Annotated in this window: 18 protein-coding genes; 12 read left to right on the top strand and 6 right to left on the bottom strand. The window is 71.2% G+C overall.

Annotated features, from left to right (window positions below; translation table 11 throughout):
* Positions 1 to 41: 41 nt before the first annotated feature.
* Positions 42 to 701, top strand: a complete 660-nt coding sequence (locus ACWD3D_RS18090) for a TetR family transcriptional regulator (protein ID WP_451461832.1) — start codon at positions 42 to 44, stop codon at positions 699 to 701.
* Positions 702 to 722: 21 nt separating this feature from the next.
* Here the strand turns inward: ACWD3D_RS18090 and ACWD3D_RS18085 are convergent, their stop codons facing one another.
* Together ACWD3D_RS18085 and ACWD3D_RS18080 are read right to left on the bottom strand one after the other, a co-directional pair.
* The gene (locus tag ACWD3D_RS18085; RefSeq protein WP_451461831.1) at positions 723 to 1,712 is read right to left on the bottom strand and encodes a tetratricopeptide repeat protein; all 990 of its coding nucleotides are present in this window, start codon (positions 1,710 to 1,712) and stop codon (positions 723 to 725) included.
* Between the two features lie 118 nt (positions 1,713 to 1,830).
* Positions 1,831 to 2,814 (bottom strand): aldo/keto reductase, encoded by a 984-nt coding sequence (locus ACWD3D_RS18080; RefSeq protein ID WP_451461830.1) that lies wholly within the window; start codon positions 2,812 to 2,814, stop codon positions 1,831 to 1,833.
* A gap of 169 nt (positions 2,815 to 2,983) precedes the next feature.
* On the opposite strand from ACWD3D_RS18080, the gene ACWD3D_RS18075 reads away from it, so the two are divergent.
* Positions 2,984 to 3,382, top strand: a complete 399-nt coding sequence (locus ACWD3D_RS18075; RefSeq protein ID WP_451461829.1) for a MerR family transcriptional regulator — start codon at positions 2,984 to 2,986, stop codon at positions 3,380 to 3,382.
* 41 nt (positions 3,383 to 3,423) lie between these two features.
* On the opposite strand, the gene ACWD3D_RS18070 is transcribed toward ACWD3D_RS18075, so the two are convergent.
* A complete protein-coding gene (locus ACWD3D_RS18070) occupies positions 3,424 to 3,795 on the bottom strand; it encodes a hypothetical protein (protein WP_451461828.1) in 372 nt (123 codons plus the stop codon).
* Positions 3,796 to 3,947: 152 nt separating this feature from the next.
* A complete protein-coding gene (locus tag ACWD3D_RS18065) occupies positions 3,948 to 4,481 on the bottom strand; it encodes a hypothetical protein (RefSeq protein ID WP_451461827.1) in 534 nt (177 codons plus the stop codon).
* 476 nt (positions 4,482 to 4,957) lie between these two features.
* On the opposite strand from ACWD3D_RS18065, the gene ACWD3D_RS18060 reads away from it, so the two are divergent.
* Both ACWD3D_RS18060 and ACWD3D_RS18055 read left to right on the top strand, forming a co-directional pair.
* Positions 4,958 to 5,986, top strand: coding sequence for an NlpC/P60 family protein (locus tag ACWD3D_RS18060; RefSeq protein WP_451461826.1), 1,029 nt, complete (start codon positions 4,958 to 4,960; stop codon positions 5,984 to 5,986).
* A gap of 118 nt (positions 5,987 to 6,104) precedes the next feature.
* Positions 6,105 to 6,431: a hypothetical protein gene (locus ACWD3D_RS18055; RefSeq protein ID WP_451461825.1), complete on the top strand. Its 327-nt coding sequence runs from the start codon at positions 6,105 to 6,107 to the stop codon at positions 6,429 to 6,431.
* Between the two features lie 76 nt (positions 6,432 to 6,507).
* On the opposite strand, the gene ACWD3D_RS18050 is transcribed toward ACWD3D_RS18055, so the two are convergent.
* On the bottom strand, positions 6,508 to 6,963 hold the full coding sequence (locus tag ACWD3D_RS18050; RefSeq protein WP_451461824.1) for a DUF5707 domain-containing protein: 456 nt from the start codon (positions 6,961 to 6,963) through the stop codon (positions 6,508 to 6,510).
* 241 nt (positions 6,964 to 7,204) lie between these two features.
* Here ACWD3D_RS18050 and ACWD3D_RS18045 point away from each other — a divergent pair, with 241 nt between their 5' ends.
* The 7 genes from ACWD3D_RS18045 (at position 7,205) to ACWD3D_RS18015 (ending at position 14,901) form a co-directional block, all read left to right on the top strand.
* Complete coding sequence (locus ACWD3D_RS18045) at positions 7,205 to 9,724, top strand: histidine kinase (protein WP_451461823.1); 2,520 nt, start codon at positions 7,205 to 7,207, stop codon at positions 9,722 to 9,724.
* A complete protein-coding gene (locus ACWD3D_RS18040; protein WP_451461822.1) occupies positions 9,721 to 10,404 on the top strand; it encodes a response regulator in 684 nt (227 codons plus the stop codon). The genes ACWD3D_RS18045 and ACWD3D_RS18040 overlap by 4 nt, the downstream gene beginning before the upstream one ends.
* A 153-nt stretch (positions 10,405 to 10,557) precedes the next feature.
* Positions 10,558 to 10,866, top strand: a complete 309-nt coding sequence (locus tag ACWD3D_RS18035) for an SCO4225 family membrane protein (RefSeq protein WP_451461821.1) — start codon at positions 10,558 to 10,560, stop codon at positions 10,864 to 10,866.
* A 147-nt stretch (positions 10,867 to 11,013) separates the two neighbouring features.
* On the top strand, positions 11,014 to 11,898 hold the full coding sequence (locus ACWD3D_RS18030; protein ID WP_451461820.1) for an SGNH/GDSL hydrolase family protein: 885 nt from the start codon (positions 11,014 to 11,016) through the stop codon (positions 11,896 to 11,898).
* Positions 11,899 to 11,968: 70 nt separating this feature from the next.
* Positions 11,969 to 12,337, top strand: coding sequence for a YbjQ family protein (locus tag ACWD3D_RS18025; RefSeq protein ID WP_451461819.1), 369 nt, complete (start codon positions 11,969 to 11,971; stop codon positions 12,335 to 12,337).
* 299 nt (positions 12,338 to 12,636) lie between these two features.
* Entirely contained in the window at positions 12,637 to 13,812 is a 1,176-nt protein-coding gene (locus ACWD3D_RS18020) for a GH12 family glycosyl hydrolase domain-containing protein (RefSeq protein WP_451461833.1), read from the top strand.
* 246 nt (positions 13,813 to 14,058) lie between these two features.
* On the top strand, positions 14,059 to 14,901 hold the full coding sequence (locus ACWD3D_RS18015; protein WP_451461818.1) for a class I SAM-dependent methyltransferase: 843 nt from the start codon (positions 14,059 to 14,061) through the stop codon (positions 14,899 to 14,901).
* Positions 14,902 to 15,108: 207 nt separating this feature from the next.
* Here ACWD3D_RS18015 and helR read toward each other — a convergent pair whose 3' ends face one another.
* The gene (gene helR / locus ACWD3D_RS18010) at positions 15,109 to 17,295 is read right to left on the bottom strand and encodes an RNA polymerase recycling motor ATPase HelR (protein ID WP_451461817.1); all 2,187 of its coding nucleotides are present in this window, start codon (positions 17,293 to 17,295) and stop codon (positions 15,109 to 15,111) included.
* A 438-nt stretch (positions 17,296 to 17,733) separates the two neighbouring features.
* Here helR and ACWD3D_RS18005 point away from each other — a divergent pair, with 438 nt between their 5' ends.
* A complete protein-coding gene (locus tag ACWD3D_RS18005; RefSeq protein WP_451461816.1) occupies positions 17,734 to 19,431 on the top strand; it encodes a subtype B tannase in 1,698 nt (565 codons plus the stop codon).
* Positions 19,432 to 19,482: the final 51 nt, after the last annotated feature.

The following is a 19,482-nucleotide window of genomic DNA, read 5'->3' as shown; positions in this document are numbered from 1 at the left end:
GGGTAACCCCGATACATCCAGTCTCGGGGTGACCCTCCGCCTTGCGATCGCACGCACCGGACGCCGCCGGACCCGCCCTCCGGGCGGACGGCGCCAGGTTCGACACACGCCCCAGACCCCGGGGCCGCCCGCGCGGCAATCCGCCCACCCGCGAGACGATCGTGACGGCGGCCCGCGCGCTCTTCCTCGAACTCGGCTACCGCCGCACCACCCTGCGCGCGGTGGCCGCTTCCGCACACGTGGACATGGCCCTCATCGCGTACCACTTCGGCTCGAAACGGGGCCTGTTCGCGGAGGTGATGCGGTTCCAGTGCGTCACCGCGCTCACCGTGGACGAGGTACTGGGCGGCGACCCGGCCACGCTCCCCGACCGGCTGATCGACGCGGTGACGGGCCTGTGGGAGGACGCCGAATTCCGTACGCTCTCCGCCCAGGGCAGCCTGGCTGCCGCCGCGATCGGCGAGTACCTGGAGATCGAACTACTGGCCCGGCTCGCTGAATTTCTCGGCGGCCGTGACGCCACCGCCCGCGCCACGGCCGCGGTGACCGTCCTCGGCGGCCTCATCTACACCCGTTACCTCAACCCCCTCCCCACCCCGGCCGCCCTCACCCCGGCCGAAGCCCGCACCGTCCTCGTCCCCGTGCTGCGGGCGGCGCTGGCATCCCGGAGACGGGCCCCGGCGCCCCGGTCGCGGCCGTGAAGCCCCGGGGCGTGCCGGTCCTCAGCCGCTCCGGATGCGACGGGCCGCCGCCACGAGTTCGGCGGGCAGCCCGGGGCCGGCGCACGCGTGATCGATCAGCAAGTCCCGGTACGGCCTGTTGGCCAGGTCCGGCGCCAGCTCGATGAGCCTGCTCAGCTCGGCGGGTGACCCGGTCAGGCGCGCCCGGTAGGCGGCCCCGGCGGCACGGAGCGCCGGTTCGGACGGCTCGTGCTCCAGGCCCTGATCGATCAGCCGGACGGCGGCTTCGAAGTCGCCCTGCTCGACGCGTAGATCGGCCAGGTCGAGATGGAGCGACCAGTTGGCGGGGTCCAGGGCCAGGGCGCGCTCCAACGCCGCCTCGTTCTGCCCCGGGTCTCCCAACTTCCGCCACGTGCCGGCTCGTACCACCTCCGTCAGCATGACCCGTTCCACGGAGTCCGCCTGGTCGCAGAGTGCGAAGGACGCTTCGGTGAGACCGCACGCTCGCAGCAGGATCGCGATCTTGGCCAACGCGTCCGGCGAAGGACGCCGCGCGGCGACCGTGACCGCGTCGATGGCCCGGAACCAGGGCCCGAACCGCTCCCGCGTGCCCTCGGTGTCCAGGTCATGGCCGTAGCCCATCGTTCGCATCGCGGCCTCGGCCAGCGCGTCGGGACTCACCGCGTCGAGGAACCGCGCATCGCCGAACCAGGGGGCCTCGCCCCATGCGATGTCGGGCCGCACCCCCGTGACCGAACCGAGCGCGTGCGCCGCGCCGTTCGCGTCGCCTTCGAGGAAGCGGACGTACGACTGCGCCACTACCCGCCGCAGGGTGTCGGCACCCCGGAGGACCTCGGCCAGCTCCGAGGGCTTGTCCCTCCACAACTCCTCAAGGGCCGCGTAGGGTTCGGGGGCTCCGGGAGCGGAGGCGATGGCACCCGCCAGGTAGTGCACGGCTCCGTCCGTACTGCCCCCACAGTGCGCCAGCACCTGCGCGAGGCCCACTCCGGCTGTCACCGCTCGACTCGACATCACACGAGGGTAAGGGCCGGCCGCCGGGCCGCCCCCACGGGCCCGTCGGCCGCGAGGACGCGCCGGCGCCTCCCCGCACCGCGGGGCACGCGGGCGGCCGGCGAGCGGCCCGTACGCCTCACTCACCCGGCAGCGGCTCCGCGCGCGCCGCGTCCATCAAAGCCCGCTGATCAGAGGTGAGTTCGATGTCGACCGCATCCAGGGCCTCGTCCAGCTGGGCAAGGGTGGAGACGCCGATCACCGGCAGCACGGTGGGGTCCCCGCCCAGCAGCCAGGCGTACACCACCTGGTTGGGGGTCGCTCCGGTCTCCGCCGCCACCTCGCGCAGTGCGGCCAACTGCCGGTGCGAGACAGGGTGGTCGTACGGGGCGGGCAGCGGCTTGGCCGGGTTGGAGTAGGCGCCGTCGAGCAGGGCCGTGTAGGCGAGCAGGGTCAGCTCGGGCCGGCGGCGCACCTCGGCGAGGACCGCGTCGTCGGCGTACCGCTGGACCCCGAAGTCCGTACCGGGCAGCGGGCGGAGGTAGGTGTGGCGCTGCTGGAGCGCGACGGCGTCGGGCAGGCCGAGTGCGGCTGCGGCTTCCTCGGTGGAGCGCAGCCGTCCGGCGGTCAGGTTGCTCACGCCTGCCATGCCGACCGTCCCACCTGCGATCAGCTCGCCGAAGGCGCGCACGGTCTCCTCCAGCGGGGTGTCCGGATCGTCCACGTGCCGGTAGAGCAGGTCGACGCGGTCGGTGCCGAGACGTTCGAGGCTGCCCTTGAGGGCGTCCCGCACGGCGTGGGCGGAGAGCCCCTCCAGGATGTCGTCCGCACGGTCCGCGCCGACCGGACCCACCGGCCGGCCGCCGAGCTTGGTCGCGAGGACCACCTCGTCCCGGTTGCCGCGCTGGGCGAACCAGCGGCCGAGCAGGGTTTCGCTCTCGTCTCCCGTGCAGCCGTCGATCCAGAAGCAGTAGTTGTCCGCCGTGTCGATGAAATTGCCGCCGCGCTCGACGAACCGGTCGAGCAGCGCGAAGGACGTCCTTTCGTCGATCCGTGCGCCGAAGGGCATCGCCCCCAGGCAGAGCACGCTGACGTTCCGGTCGCCGATGCGGTGATGGCGCATGTGTCTCCTCGGTCGAATGCGTGGAATGCGTCGAAACGCTGTACGGGGAGCGCCGAAAGCGCGTGGGCGACGGTCCGCGCCCCGGTCCACGAAGGCTCACATCCGGAGCGCGCTCCGGATCAAGTCACGACGACCGGTATCTGTCCGCGGCGGCGGCAGAATGGCCGCCATGGAAGCAGAACAGCTGACCGCAGCCGCGTTACTCACGCCAGCCGAGACGGCCACGGAGTCGGGGTTCAGCCTGGACACCCTGCGCTATTACGACCGCATCGGCCTGCTGGGCCCGGTGGCCCGCTCGGCCAGCGGTCACCGGCGTTACTCACCCGGCGATCTGGAGTGGCTCTCGGTGCTGCGGTGCCTGAGGGAGACGGGAATGCCCATCGCGGACATGCGGAGCTACACCAAGCTGGCCAAGGCGGGAGACGGAACCGTGCCGCAGCGGCTGGCCGCCCTGGAGGCGCACGACACGCAGGTCGAGAAACGACTGGCCGACCTCCTCCGTCAACGTGCGCACCTGAAGGAGAAGATCGCGTACTACCGGTCGGTGGTCGACGAGGAGGACACGTAGGGCACGGAGGGCACGTAAGACCCTCCCCCGAGGAACCGGAGCTAGTGAGTCACGTAGTAGACCGCGAGCCCGCCGAACACCAGGAGAGAGACGCAGGCCTGCAGCGTCCAGGGGCCCTCCGCGTCGCCATAGGCGACAGCAGGGTCGGACAGCTTCTCGCGCAGCGCTTTCCTGTGCCCGAGAAACCCCGTCGGACCAGCGATCACCGCGGCGCAGTACACGGGAAGTGCCGTGGCGAAACTGTCCCCGTATCGGAGGCAGTAACCCGCCACGCAGACAAAGAGCGCTACCGGCCCGGTGGCGACAAACGCCTTCAAACCCCGGGTCGGCATGGCTCGCACCATGATGACCAGCCAGAACGCCGCACTCATGATGGCGAAGAGCCACCACAGCGGTGAATTCTGCAACGGCATGTCTGCCCCCCTCTTTTTCAGGCCGGTCCGCGCGGCGACACCTCACCCTTCCGACGTCGCGTTCGGACCAGCCACACCGAGTTCATCACACCGCCATCCCCGGGGCCCTTGCCCCCCACCGACTCGTTCGTCACACACCACCGGTCGTGGGTTCAGGGCGCGGTGGGCTCGGCTGCGGACGCCGGGGGTTGCCGGGGGGCACCGATCGTCAGGAACCGCTTCGCCGCCTCGACCGCCTCCCCCTGGAGCTCCTCGAAGGGGACGCCCCAACTCTCCTCCCAGTCGTCCAGGTTGGACGCGCAGGCGACGATGTCTCCCAACTCTTCGGGGTAGCCGAGGTCGTAGGCGACATCCGACCAGATGAGGAGGGTGCCGGCGGCGGGGTCCAGGGACCCGTCCGCGATCCGGCCGGCGATCCAACGGGCCTTCGCCCACAGTGCCGCCCGAGGGTCGGCGGGCAGATGGAAGAGCAGTCCCAGCTCCTCCAGGACCTGATCGAAGAGTGCGGGGGCTTCGGGCTCCTCGCTCCTCAGGAGGCCCGCCAGCAGGGCGAGGGAGGGACTCTCGACCTCGGCGAGGAGTGCGTCCAGCCCTGCCCGGATGAGCCGGTCGGACCCGACGTGCCGCCCGAAGGCCCGCTCGTTCGCGAGGTCGCCGAGCTGTTTGAGGGCGTCTTCGTAGGTCATCGGAGTCTTCTCTGCCGCCTTGGGGAGCCAGAAGATTCGCACATCCCGGACGACACCGCCTCACCCTTTCTTCGGCAGGACCGTGCCCACGGACGCACTTTCTTCCCCGGCCTGCGCACGGGAGGGGAGAATCGAGTTCCACCGGATGGCTCGAAATACACATAAGACCACCCATGACCCGTATGACCGATCCGGGAACTCTGCGGGCTTCTCGTCCGGCCCGGTGGAAGCGAACCGTCAAGTGGCCGTTACGCCCTGTGTGTTGTGAGTAAAGAAACCTCGCGCGCATCACGATTCGCCCGGCGGAGATTGCTCTGATCACAGGGTGGTCACTAAAGTCAGGGCTCGAACCTTCGCACGACCGACCACCCATCCGGGTGAAAGCGAAGCGCCGTCGTGTCCGTGACGTGCCGGGAGCCAGGGATTCAGCTCCCCAGCGGCCCGGTGGGCGGCTCGAAGAGAAGGAGCTCGCCTCCGTGGCGTCCCACCGTCGTCCCAAATCTCCGAGCCGCGCCCGCGTGACCGTGCTCACCGCCACCGCCGCCGCCGCGGTCGCCCTGACCTCCCAGGCGGCCCACGCCGACCCCAAGCCGACCAAGAGCGAGGTCAAGGCGAAGGTCGACAAGCTCTACCAGGAGGCCGAGAAGGCCAGCGAGAAGTACAACGGGGCCAAGGAGCAGCAGGACAAGCTCAAGAAGGAAGTCGACGCGATCCAGGACAAGGTCGCGCGCGAGCAGGCCGAGCTGAACACCCTGCGGAACGAGCTCGGTTCCATCGCCACCGCGCAGTACCGCAGCGGCGGCATCGACCCCTCCGTGCAGCTCTTCTTCTCCTCGGACCCGGACGACTTCCTCGACCAGGCGTCGGCCCTGGACAGCCTCACGGCCAAGCAGGCCGAATCGCTGGACAAGATCCAGTCCAAGCAGCGCACCCTCGCCCAGGAACGCAAGGAAGCCCAGGGCAAGCTCAGCGAACTCGCCGAGGTCCGCGAGGCGCTGGGCAAGAGCAAGAAGGCGTCGCAGACGAAGCTCGCCGATGCCCAGCACCTGCTGAACACCCTGACCGCGGCCGAACGCGCCCAGCTCGCCGCGCAGGACCAGCGCGCCAGCCGCGGCTCCGGCGCGCGGGTCGAGCTCGGTAACGAGCTCCCCGCGTCCGCCCTCGGAGGCGCCGCGCTCCAGGCCGCCAGCACGCGCATCGGAATGCCTTACTCGCACTCCGTGACCACGGGCCCCAACTCCTTCGACTGCTCGGGCCTGACCCAGTGGGCGTACCACCAGGCCGGTGCCGAGATCACCCGCACCACGTACACGCAGTTCAACCAGGGCACCCACGTCTCGCAGGGTGCGCTGAAGCCCGGCGACCTGGTCTTCTTCAACGGCAACTCGCACGTCGGCCTGTACGCGGGCGGCGGCAAGGTGCTGCACGCCCCCTACCCGGGTGCCTACGTCCGTGTCGAGTCGATGAGCACCATCGGCAGCTTCTACGGCGCGGTCCGCATCTGATCACGGTGCGGCCCGCCCGCCCCACGCGCGCGGATCTCTCGCACACGACGCCCGGCACGGCCCGGGTACTCGCCGGGGTGGGCAGGACATGTGGGGCAGAGGGTGTGGCGTCGGTGCGGTGTCCGGCTTGCTCGCGGCGGCGACGTCCAGCTTCCTGATCGGCCGGGCCTGGGCCACGTGCGACGTGGGCAACTCCTCCGGGAACTCGTTCACGCTGGTCCTTCTCTTCGTCCCGCTCTGGATCGTCGGCGCCCTGTGCTGGGCCCTGCCGTACGGGCTGCTGGGGCGGCGGTTCCACGGCGGGTGGCCGGTCGCGGCGGGTACCGCCGCCACCCTCTTCCTCGTCTGGTTCGCGGCCACCTGGCTGGGGATGCCGGACGACTACCCGTCGCCGTTCTGCGTGGACGACGTCCCGGGGTGGTGGCCCGCGTGGATACCCACGTGAGCGGGTGGGCCGGCCCGGAGGGAGGGCCGGCCGGGGAGTGGGCCGGCCCGGCAGGAGGGCCGGCCGGGGATACGGATCAGCGGGTGATCTCGAAGGTGGCCGCGCGGGCCACGAACTCCGTGTCGCCGTCCTTCGCCGTCGCCAGCACCGACACGTACCAGGTGCCGTCCGCCGACTCGTCGGCCTCCTTCTTCGACACGGTCGGCGCGTAGGTGCAGTGGACGGTCTCGTCGGAGGTGCTCCGGCAGGTGGCGTCGTCCACGTACCGCATCTCCGCCGCGGTCGGTTCGAGCTTCGAGCTCTTCGGCCAGGCGACGACCTTGAGCGAGCGGACACCCGAATCGTCGCTCACGTCGGCGGAGTAGCTGAGCTGACCCGCGCTGTGCGAGGTCGGAGCGGTGTAGTGGACCGAACTGTTCTCCACCGTCGGTGCGGTGGTGGTCGAGGCCATGGCGTAACCGCCGGCGGCGATCGCGCCGAGAGCGACGACACCGATGACGGACGAGACGATGACGCGCTTGGACTTGGACATGGTGATCCCCCGGAGTCGGAGCGGATGGGTGGTTCGAAGCGATGTCCGGGAAGGCGGCGCCGTTGGCCTGCCGCTTTCTCGATGGGATCGAGCCTAGGACCGGGCCTCGCCGGAGTCCTCACGCTGCGGAACGATCGCCGCGTGGACCCACGGGCGAGGTCCCTCCACCCCTGGTAAGAGATCGAGGTCGTCCTCCAGCGCGAGGAAGCCGTTCACTCGCCCTCATAGCCTTTGAGTTGTCATGAAACGAACCGACGAGCGGCTGCTCCCGCTCCTGTTGCTCTGCGTCCAGGCCGTGGTGTGGCCGGGGGCGGAACTGATCCGCGGGAATGTCCCGTCCGGGTCCGCCGTCCTGCTCGCGGCCCTGGTCGCCGGGCCGGCGACAGCCGCTCTCTGCCTCCGCCGTTCGCGGCCCGAGGGCGCCCTCGCCCTGGTCGTCGTCACCTGCGCGCTGGGTGCCGAGCCGCTGCCGGCGGGAGCGACCGCGGTCCTCGGAACGGCGGGTGTCGCGCTGGCCCTCTACACGGTGGCCCGCGAACGCGACACGTTCACCTGCGTGTTGGGCGTGGTGTCGCTCGCCACCTGGCAGTTCGTCTGGGACGTCACGCTCAACGGACTCAGCGACCGGACCGAGCTGGACCGCGTCCTGACCACCTCGATGTACGCCGCCGCCTGCGCGGCCGGCCTGCTGGCCCGCCGCGCACACCGGGCACGGCGGGCCGCCGAAGAGCGGCTGAAGGTCGCGGAGATCGAGCGCCACCGGCTTCCGGCGGTCGAACGACGCCGCATGGAGAGGGAGTTGCACGACGTCAGCGCGCACCACCTGACGGCGGTCGTCGTCACGGCCGGCGCGGCGCTCGGGCTGCGTGAACGCCGGCCCGAAATGGTGGACGAGGCACTGGCGTTCGCCGCCGAGACCGGCCGCGAGGTCACCCGGGCCCTGGGCGCCGTGCGGGCGCCGACTCCCTCGCGGGACCAACTCCCGTCCCCGCAGGAACGGCTGGAGGAGCTGGTCGCCGGGTTCTCCCGACTGGGGCGGCGGGTGGATTGCGAGATCGGTCCACTGCCGGACGGAGCAGTCGCGGACGCGGTGTTCGGCATCCTCCGGGAGGCTCTGACCAACGTGACGCGGCACGCCCCCGGGGCCCCCACGACCGTACGGTGCGTGTACGGCGACACCCGCACGGAACTGCTGGTCAGGAGCGGGCCGTCGCCCGCCGGATCGGCGGCGCACGGCGCGGGCCTCGGCTCGGGACGCGGTCAGGGCTTCCTGCGGTCCCGGGCCCGTGAGGCCGGCGGCACCCTGACCAGCGGCCCCACCGACGAGGGCGGGTGGGAGGTGCGCGCGACGCTCCCCGGCAAGCACGCCGCAGCATCGGTGGAGCAGCCGGTCCCGCGGGCCTACCGCCTCGCCCAGACGGCCGCCGCCTTCGGCCTCGTCGTGGAACCGCTCCTGCCGCTGCTGGTCATCCACACGGACCGGACCGCGACGGACGTCCAGCGCGTGCCGGCGGGCGTACTCTTCGCGCTGCTGGCCTCGGCACAGGCCCTCGCACTGCTGTGGCGCCACCGCGCGCCCGTGGTGACCCAGGCGTCCGTCTTCGGCCTGGCCCTGCTCTGGCCGGTGGCGATGGCAGCGGGTGCGTACAGCGGCCCGGTCCTCCTGCCGCCCCTGCTGAGCACGGCCGCCCTCTGCGCGGTGATCATCTCCGTCACGGCGGGCACCGCCGCCGCCCGCCCGTACGAGGGTCCGCCGGGCACCGCCCCCGACGTCTCGCGCGATGACGCCCCGTCGGACTCTTCCCCGGACACCTCCCCGGACACCCCGCTGGACCGCGACGGACGCCGTGCCGCCCGTCGCGAGGCCCTGCGCCTGTGGGCCGGGCCGGTCACGGCCGTGGTGGTGCACGCCTCGGCCACCACGACCGCCGTCCTGCACCGCGGCACCGGCGTCCCGGTCCGGGCGGTCGTCGCGGGAGCGACGATCGCGGCGGCCGGAGCGGTCGGAGCCGCGTGGTGGATCGGCGTCCTGCGCGGGCGCCGCCGCCGGGCCGCCCGCGGCTCCCAGGCGAACCACCTCGCGTCCTGGACCGAGGAGGCGGTACGGGACGCCTGGGCCGAACGCCGCAGGATCGCCGCCGGTCTGGAGACCACGGTGCTGGCACGTACGGTGGACCTGGTCGCACAGGCGGAGGCGGGCAAGCTCGACGCGGTCGCCGAACGCGCCCGCGAAGCCCTCACCGCGATGCGCGCGCTGCTCGACACGGTCCGTGACGACCGGTCAGCACCTGAGCTCCGTCCGCAGCCGACCCTCCAGGCCCTCGACCTCCTCGTCCACCAACTCCGGGCCACCGGCAGGGACATCGAGATACGCCTGACCGACCGCATGCCGAGATGGCTGCCCACCAGTGTGGATCTCGCTGCCTACCATGCGTGCGAGAGCGCACTCGCGACCGGTGGCGACGAGGCCATGGTCGTCGCACTCGATGCGGACGACGAGACGTTGACACTCTCGGTGACCGGAGTTCCGGACACCGCCCGGGCCACCCTCGGCCGCCGGCTGACGGTACGTACGGCAGCGATCGGCGGAACCTGCACCACCCGCCCGTCCGGCCCGGTGCTCGTCCGACTGCCACTGCCGCCTCCGGCACCGACCGCACCGACCGCACCCACGGCACCGCTGCCGAACGCACCACGACGGGACGACACGGTGCGGCCCGACGACACCGCGCGGCGCGACGACAAGGAGGGACAACGATGAGCCTGAACGTGCTGGTCGTCGACGACCAGGGCATCGTACGAGCGGGGTTCGCCGCGGTCATCGACGCCGAGGAGGACATGACGGTCGTCGGCGAGGCCGCCGACGGCATCGAAGCCGTACGTCTGGCCGCCGAACTCGCCCCCGACGTGATCCTCATGGACGTCCGCATGCCCGAACTCGACGGTATCGCCGCGACCCGGATCATCAGCAGCGGCCCGGACGCGCCGCGCATCCTGGTCCTGACCACCTTCGACCTCGACTCCTACGTCTTCGACGCGCTGCGCGCCGGAGCCTCCGGCTTCCTGCTCAAGGACGTGCGCCCCGAGGAACTCCTGCAAGGAATCCGGGTGGTGGCCGCCAGGGAAAGCGTCCTCGCCCCGTCCGCCACCCGAAGACTCATCAACCACTACGCGTCCGTACCGGGCTCCGGACTCCCCGGCGGCAGCACCCCCCGCGAACTGGCCCACCTGACCGCCCGCGAACTCGACGTCTTCACCCTGATCGCGGCCGGACTCACCAACACCGAGATCGGCGAGCAACTCGGCATCACCGTGGGCACCGTGAAGTCCCACGTCAACGCGTTGCTCCGCAAGCTCGAACTCCGGGACCGGGTCCAGGCGACGATCCTCGCCTACGACCTCGGGCTCGCCCACCCGAACCCGCCCCACTCCTCCGCCTGACCGACCGCCCGGCCGCCCGCCCCGCCCGGTCGTCCGCCCCGGCCCCCTTCGGTCGCCCGTAAGCCGTCGCCCGTAAGCCGTCGCCCGTATCCGGTTCCCGAACCTCCCGCCGAACAGCCGCACCGCGGTCGTCACCCCCAGGAGTCCACCACCATGGCCGGTCCAGGCCGATCCATCCTCCGGTTCGTGCGCCGGGCCCTCGGCACCCTCGCCGCCCGCGTCTACCTCGTGGGCTTCGTCCTTCTGCTCGGGTGGGCGGTCGTCATGTCCGGCGACGAGTCCATGGCGGCGGTCATCCCGTTGATCGCCACCGCCCCCGGCAGCGTCGTGGCGCTGATCACCCTGCCCGACAGCGACGTGGCCTTCCTCCTCTCCATGGTTCTCGGGGCGCTGTTCAACGCCCTGCTCATCGGCTGGATCGCCGACGTGCTGCGCCGGCACCGTCCGGACCCGACGGCTTGATCCCCGAGCGGCCCGGCCCCGGAGCCCGGCCGCGATCCCCGACCTCCTACCGACCACCCCCCGAGGGACAACCGCGCGGCACCGCCGCTCCGTGCGCCCTCACTGTTCCGTCATGTCTCATTGAACCCATTTCGCGCAAGGACATCGATGACGCACTCCCGCCACCTCACCAAGCTCCGCAGAGGCGCCACGGCCACCGCCGCTCTCGCCGCCGCCGCGGCCTCGCTGCTGTTCGCCGGCAGCGCTCCGGCCGGAGCGGCGAGCACCTCCAGCCAGGGCTCCGTCACCGACTACGTCGCCCTCGGCGACTCGTACGCCTCAGGTGAGGGCCTGAGCACGGTGACGAACGCCGCGTGCGGGCGCACCTCGGGCAGCTACCCGGCCTGGGTGGCCCAGACGGTCAAGCCGGCCGCGTTCAAGGACGTCACCTGCTCCGGCGCCACCACACGCTCGCTGTGGAACTGGGAGGGCACGGCCGCTCCCCAGGTCAACGCCCTCGGCAAGGACACCGATCTGGTGACCGTCACACTCGGCGGCAACGACCTCGGTTTCACCGACGTGCTCACCACCTGCGTGCTCGCCGGGCTCACCACGAAGGAGGGCACTCCCTGCCGCGACAAGGAGGCCGCCGCCGTGGACGCGGCCTTCAGCAAACTGAGCCCGCGCGTGACCGACATGCTCACCGACATCAAGAAGCGCAGCCCCAACGCCCGCGTCGTCGTCGTCGGCTACCCGAATCTCTTCCCCGCCGACGGATCGACCTGCGGCACCTCCGCCCCCCTCACCAAGGGCGACATCGCCTGGCTCAACCAGACGACGTACCGGCTGAACTTCATGCTGGAGCTCTCGGCCAAGCTCGAGCAGACGGACTTCGTCAGCACGACCGGCCTCTTCACGGGTCATGACATGTGCCGGTCGGCGGCCGAGCGGTGGATCAACCCGCTGCTGCCGGTGACCTCCGGCTCCGCCCACCCCAACCTCGTCGGGCAGCTGGCCATGGCCCGGGAAGCGCTCGTCCGGATCAGCAACTAACGTTCCCGGACGTCGATTTCACTCGGTGGCGACCCGTCCCGAGCTCCCCTCCTCACACAAGGCGAATGACATGTCCATCGATGACTACACCGGCGGCCCCGCAACGGGCTCGGACGTCCTGGTCGTGACCACCAACGACGTACCGGGCCACGAGGTGACGCAGGTGATCGGCGAGGTGTTCGGCCTCACCGTGCGCTCCCGCAACATCGGCTCCCAGCTGGGCGCCGGCCTGAAGTCCGTGATCGGCGGCGAGCTGAAGGGCCTCACCAAGACCCTGGTGCAGACCCGGAACGAGGCCATGGCGCGCCTCGTCGAGGCGGCTCGCGCCCGCGGCGCGAACGCCGTGCTCGCGATGCGCTTCGACGTCACCACGGCGGCGGACGTCGGCACCGAGGTCTGCGCCTACGGGACGGCCGCCGTCATAGCCCCGAAGGCCTGACGACTGCCGCAACCCCCTGACGGGGCACGGTGAGCGCGCTTCCCAGCGACGCGGTCACCGTGCCCCGTCGTCCGACACGGGCCGCCCGTCGTCGTCCGACCATCGACGACGGGCGCACGCGCGACCCGAACTCGGCATGCTCAGAAGCCGAGTTCGGGCGAAGCGCTTCACTCCCCACGCAGGAAACAAACCCCGTCCTCCGTCTTGTCACCCTCTCCCGGCCACCCCTACAGTCCCCAACTGATGGGAGCGCTCCCACGGCTGCCCCACCACCTTCCCCCACGGCCCGAAGGGACATGATGCGACACCGTGCACGCACCCTCCTGACAGCTCTGACGCTGATGCTGGGTACGACCACCGCGCTGCTCACCGCGACCCCCACCCAGGCGGCGACCGACGCCGCGCAGGCGACCGGCCAGATCTGCGAGCAGTACGGCTCCACCACCGTCCAGGGCCGCTACACGGTCCAGAACAACCGCTGGGGTACCAGCGCCACCCAGTGCATCAACGTCACCGACAGCGGGTTCACCGTCACCCAGGCGGACGGGTCGGTCGCCACCAACGGCGCCCCGAAGTCGTACCCGTCGATCTTCCTCGGCTGTCACTACACCAACTGCTCGCCGGGGACGAACCTGCCGAAGCGGATCGACACCATCGCGGCCGTGCCGACGTCGTTGACGTACGGGTACGTCAGCAACGCCACCTACGACGCGGCGTTCGACATCTGGCTGGACCCCCAGCCGAAGACCGACGGCGTCAACAAGACCGAGATCATGATCTGGTTCAACCGGGTCGGTTCCATCCAGCCCATCGGATCGCCCACCAGCAGCGCCACCATCGGCGGCAAGACCTGGGAGATCTGGACCGGGAACAACGGCGGGAACGACGTCATCTCCTTCGTCGCCCCGTCCGCGATCACCAGCTGGTCGTTCGACGTCAAGGACTTCATCGACCGTACGGTCAGCCAGGGCATGGCGTCCTCCAACTGGTACCTGACCAGCGTGCAGGCGGGCTTCGAGCCGTGGGTGGGCGGGGCGGGCCTCTCGCTCTCCTCCTTCTCGTCCTCCGTGACCGACGGCCAGGACACCAACGGCAACGGAACCGGCGGCACGACGAACCCGCCCGGCGGCGGCACGACGACACCGCCGGCCGGACAGGCCGCCTGCCAGGTCGAGTACACGCCCAACGTGTGGCCGGGCGGGTTCACCACCAACGTCACCGTCAAGAACACCGGCACCACCGCCGTCAACGGCTGGAACCTGGCCTTCACCCTCCCCTCCGGTCAGCAGGTGTCCCAGGCGTGGAACGCCACGGTCAGCCCCACCAGCGGCGCGGTGACCGCACACAACACCACCTCCAACGCCGTCATCAGCCCCGGAGGCACCCAGAACTTCGGCTTCCAGGGGACGTACACAGGGACCTACGCGGAACCCTCCGCCTTCACCCTCGGCGGCAGCGCCTGCACGGTCGTCTGACCGGGCCCGCACCGCGGTGACACCCGTGGTGGCCCCGCCGGGAACGCTCACACCCGGCGGGGCCACCACGGGGTACGGAACACGACCGGCCCGGTATCACGCGCGGGGCCGACCCCAGACCCGTCGCCAAGACGCGATTCCCTGACCGCGACGCACCACCCATCGGTAGGTTGACGACACCCGCGCCCCACGACCGACCACCCGTCCCGCACCCCGCACCCCGCACCCCGGATCGGAAGAACACCCATGGCCGCCGCACCTGACCGGTTCAAGGACACCGGCCGAGCGGCCCCGCGCCGCACGGTCTTCGGCGAGGTGGCCGAGGCGTACGACGACGGGCGCCCCGGGTACGCCGACGAGCTGGTCACGGAGGTGCTGGAGTACGCCGCCCTCGGCGGCCGTACGGCCCTGGAGGTCGGCGCCGGTACCGGCAAGGCCACCGGGCTCTTCGCAGCACGCGGAGTGCCGGTCGTCTGTGTCGAGCCGGACGCCCGGATGGCCGAGGTGCTGCGCCGCAACACGGCCACGTACCCCCATGTAGAGGTGGCGGTGGGCGACTTCGAGGCGTGGAGCCCCGGCGGTCGCGACTTCGGCCTGCTGTACGCCGCCACCTCCTGGCACTGGGTGGACCCCGTGCGTCGCTGGGACCTCGCCCACTCCGCACTCGCACCCGGCGGGACACTGGCTCTGTTCTGGAACCCGGTCGCGGCGATCGACCCCGACCTCTTCGCCGAACTGAGGGACATCGACCGCCTGCACGGCGTGGAGGAGCCCCCGCACGACGCGCTCGCCTCCCGTTACGGGAAAGAGGCGGGCACCGTGGACGGACGGGTGGGGCCGGAGTGGCCGGTGGACGAGATGCGGCGCGACGGGCGTTTCACCGACGTGCGTGCGGTGCGCTTCCGCCGGAATCTGCGGTACGACACCGCCCGTTATCTCGATTTCCTCGCCTCGGTCTCCGCCTACCGCGTCCTGCCCGAACGGCACTTGAGGCAACTCCTGCTGGAGACAGGACGGTTGCTGGACGCCCGGGGCGGTGCCATCGACATGCTCGGGATCAATGACCTCATCCTGGCCAGGACCCTCTGAGCGCGAGGTCCGGACTCCCTGACGGGCCCACCCGTCACCCCCGTTCGCCGTGGCCGCACGATGACCCCGGTAGACGTACCGGGCAGGCAGAACGGGGCGGGCGGGCTCATGACGGTGGTGGTCACCGCCGTGCTGACCCGGAGTCCGGGCAGCCGCACGCGGCTCCACCCACCACCGCGTGGCTCCCGGCAGCACCCCGGGGTCCGGTCAGGCCCTCCTCAGGACCACCAGCCGCTGCGTGGCCCGGGTCATCGCGACGTACCGGTCCACGGCCCCCTCGATCCCCGGGCCGAAGGAATCCGGGTCGACCAGTACGACGAGATCGAACTCAAGTCCCTTGGCCAGCTGCGGAGTCAGCGACCGCACCCGGGCGGTCGCACGGAACGTCGGGTCGCCGATGACGCAGGCGATGCCCTCCGGGTGGGTGTCGAGCCAGTCGTCGAGGACCGTGCGGAGGTCGACGACGGAACCGTGGGTGACGGGGACGCCGCTGCTGCGGATGGAGGTCGGCACGTTGGCGTCCGGCAGCGCTGCCCGGACGACCGGTTCGGCCTCGGTCATGATCTCCGCCGGGGTGCGGTAGTTGACGCTCAGGGAGGCCAGTTCGATCCGGTCGAGCCCGACCCGTCCGAGGCGCTCCCGCCAGGACTCGGTGAACCCGTGGCGGGCCTGGGCTCGGTCCCCGACGACGGTGAAGCTGCGGGAAGGGCAGCGGAGCAGCAGCATCTGCCATTCCGCGTCGGTGAGTTCCTGGGCCTCGTCCACGACGATGTGCGCGAACGGGCCCGCGAGCAGGTCGGGATCGGTGCCGGGGAGCGCGGACTCGTCGGTGAGCGCGTCCCGCATGTCGCGCACGTGCAGCATCGTGATGACGCCCTCGCCGTCGTCGTCCGCCTCCAGCAGCGCGTCCACGGTCTCGGCCATCCGCGCGTTCTCGGCGGCGATCAGCGCCTCGCCCCGGCGCCTGCGGCGGGCGGCGTCCGGGTCGCCCAGCCGCTGCCGGGCGGCGTCCAGGAACGGCAGATCGGAGACGGTCCACTCCTGGGCGCGGGTGTCCTCGCGCCGCAGCAGGTTCCGCTCGTCGGCCTCCAGCCACGGGGCGCATCTGCGGAGGTAGGCGGGTACGGACCAGAGGTCCCCGACCAGGTCGGCGGCGTCGAGCAGCGGCCAGGCCCGGTCGAACGCCTCCACCAACTCCCGGTTGGTTCGCAGGGATTCATGGAGCCGTTCGGTGGGGGTGTCCTCGTCGTGCTTGTCCACCAGGATGGTGACGAGTTCCTCCCAGACCTGTTCGCGGGCCTCGTTGTGCGGGGTGCCGGGTTCCGCCGCCGCGAAGGCCGCCGCCCACTCCCGGGCGCTCAGCCGGACGTCGGCCCAGTGGGTGGTGACCGTCGTGCCGTGGGCGGGCGGCTCCTCGTAGAACCGGACGGCCGCCTCGACCGCCTCCACCACCAGCTCCCGGGATGCCTTCAGCCGGGCCACCTCCGGGTCCCTCTCCGCGGACGCCCCGGCCCCCTCGGCGACGAGGTCGCGCAGGACGCAGGTCTGTACGCCCTCCTCCCCGAGGCTGGGCAGGACGTCGGCGACGTAGTCCAGGTACGGCCGGTGCGGGCCGACGAAGAGCACGCCGCCCCGGCGGTGGCCGAGCCGCGGATCGGAGTGCAGGAGGTACGCGGAGCGGTGCAGGGCCACGACGGTCTTCCCCGTGCCCGGTCCGCCGTCCACGACCAGGGCGCCGCGCGATCCGGCGCGGATGATGGCGTCCTGGTCGGCCTGGATGGTGGAGAGGACGTCCCGCATCCGGGGCGAGCGGTCGGCGCCGAGGCTCGCGACGAAGGCGGACTGGTCGTCCAGCGCGGCGTGCCCGTCGAAGCCTTCGGTGGTGAAGACCTCGTCCCAGTAGTCGCTGATCCGGCCCTCGGTCCAGCGGTACCTGCGGCGGCTCGCCAGGCCCATCGGGTTGGCGTGGGTGGCCCCGAAGAACGGTTCGGCGGCGGGCGAGCGCCAGTCGAGCAGCAGCCGTCGCCCCGCACGGTCGGTGAGGCCGAGCCGTCCCACGTACACCGGCTCCTCGCCGGCGTCGGCGACCATGCGCCCGAGGCAGAGGTCGAGGCCGAAGCGGCGCAGGGTGCGCAGGCGGGCGGTCAGGCGGCGGATCTCGGTGTCCCGGTCCATCGCCTGCCTGCCCGCGCCGCCGGGTGCCCTGCGGGCCGCGTCGAGCTGCGCGGTCAGCTCGGCGATCGACTCCTCCAGGCTCCGTGCGACGGCCGCGAAGTGCTCCTCGTCGCGGGCGGTCAGCCGGGGGTCGGCCTTCGCGGCGAGACGGTCGGGCAGCGCGAACGCGCTCCCGGCCGGGGAGGTGCTCAGGCGCGCTGCGGAGGGCTGCGAGGGCATGCGGGCGGCTCCTGGGTGGGGCGGACGACGTACGGAAATCCGAGGTCGGCCGCCGATTGTGCGCCACCTGGGGGGCCTTGCCGCAAGGCCCCCCGTGCGCTATATGTTGAGAGTGGAAAGAGGTGGGTACACCCTCTTCCTCCCTCGCCGGTAGCCCCGGGCTTCACCGGCCCCCCGGGCCTTCTCGTGGCCCCACCGCCGCGCCCTTGCGGAAGCGCAGACCACGAAGAGCTTCCACGGCAATGATGAGAAATTCTCAGATATTCACTCAGGGAATTCTCATATCCATTCCTGTGAATACAGTCTCCTTTACCTGTGCACTCTGCGGGAAAGTGAACAGGATTGTTGAAGATTCGCCGGACGATGCCATAGGTTCGAAAGCGCAGAAGTAATGCGCCCGTGTAGTCGTCCGGCACACGCGGCAGTTGCACGCGACCAATGCACGTACGGCGGTTCCGGCTGCCGCAAAGGGAGAAATCCGTGAAGCACAGGGCAGTGAAACGCAGGACCGTCGTCGTGGGCCTCGGCTCGGTCGCAGGGGCGGCAGCGGTCGGGGGATTCGCCACGAACGCGACCGCGGAAAGCCGTAACTCTTCGCGGAATGCGGGGAAGCCGGGAAATTCGGGGGCCCTGACCTTCGACCCGAGCGCGTACACCGAACTGACCACGACCATCACCACCGACGAGGGCGACAAGGAGGTGACCTACCACTTCTGGAAGGCCATCACCTACGTCACCGCGCCGGTCGACGCGGAGCACCAGAGTCTGGTGGTCAGCGTTCCCGTGAGGATCGACGGCAAGGCCGTGGATGCGACGAACGCGCCGATTCTCTTCTCCAACGCCGTGGGCGGCTACTTCCCCGCGAGCGTGGCCACGGCCGCCGGTGTCGGCGAGGCCGCGATGGAGATGGGCGATCCGGGCGGGGCGGGCGGCCCCGGGACGGGCGGCACACCTCCGGCCGATACGGGCACCGGCACCCCGACGACCGGCACCACCGAAGCACCCTCCGGCTCCAACGACATGCTGAACGGCATGGGCCAGATGGTCAGCCTCCCCAAGCTGGGCCTGGCCGCCGGGTACGTGGTCGTGGAGCCGGGCTGCCGGGGCCGTACCCTCACCGACGCGAACGGTACGTACTACGGCACCGCGCCCGCCGCGATCGTGGACCTCAAGGCTGCCGTCCGGTACGTCCGTTCCAACCAGGGCCGCATCCCCGGCGACACCCGCCGCATCGTGTCCACCGGCACCAGTGCGGGTGGCGCGCTCTCGGCGCTCCTCGGCGCCTCCGGGGACAGCGCGCTCTACGCCCCGTACCTCAAGGAGATCGGGGCGGCCGACGCGAGCGACGCCGTGTTCGCCGGCGGCGACTGGTGCCCGATCACCGACCTGGAGCACGCCGACGGCGCGTACGAGTGGAACTGGGGCGCCAACACCCCGCAGAGCGGCACCCTCGACCAGTCCGTGTCCAAGGAACTGCGGGCCCAGTTCGCCGAGTACCAGGCGTCCTTGCGGCTGAAGGGGCTGAACGGCTTCGGTCCGCTCACCGCGCGCAACTACGACGACTACCTGTTGGAGACCTATCTCCGGCCGGCCGCGACCACCTATCTCAAGGGCCTATCCGATGCCGACCGTTCGACGTACCTGTCGGCCAACCCCTTCATCACCTGGGAGAACGGCCGGGCCACCTTCACGTGGGCGGACTACCTCACCCACGTGGGCGCACGGAAGAAGACCGCTCCCGCCTTCGACGCGTTCGACCTGTCCGCCGGCGAGAACAACGAGTTCGGGACCGGCACCAGTGAGGCCCGGCACTTCACCGCGTACGGACAGCGCCACGACACCACCGGGCTCACCGGTACCCGCGTGGACGGCGACATCCCCGCGCTGCTGGACCTGATGAACCCGATGTACCACCTCGCGCGCCACAACCCCGGCCGCGCGAAGCACTGGTGGATACGCGTGGGCACCAAGGACACCGACACCGCGCTGACGGTCGTCGGAAACCTCGCCGCCACCCTGCACGGCCTCGGCGACGACGTGGACTCACTCATGTACTGGGACCAGGGGCACGGCTCCAACACCGACGCCGCCGACTTCATCACCTGGATCGCGCGGGTGACCGGCCGCCGGAAGTAGCCACCGGGGCGCCGGCGGCACGACGGGCTCCCGGGCGCTGTGCCCGGGAGC

Source organism: Streptomyces sp. NPDC002690 (genome assembly GCF_053592415.1).
This window is presented reverse-complemented; position numbering and strand designations above follow the sequence as displayed.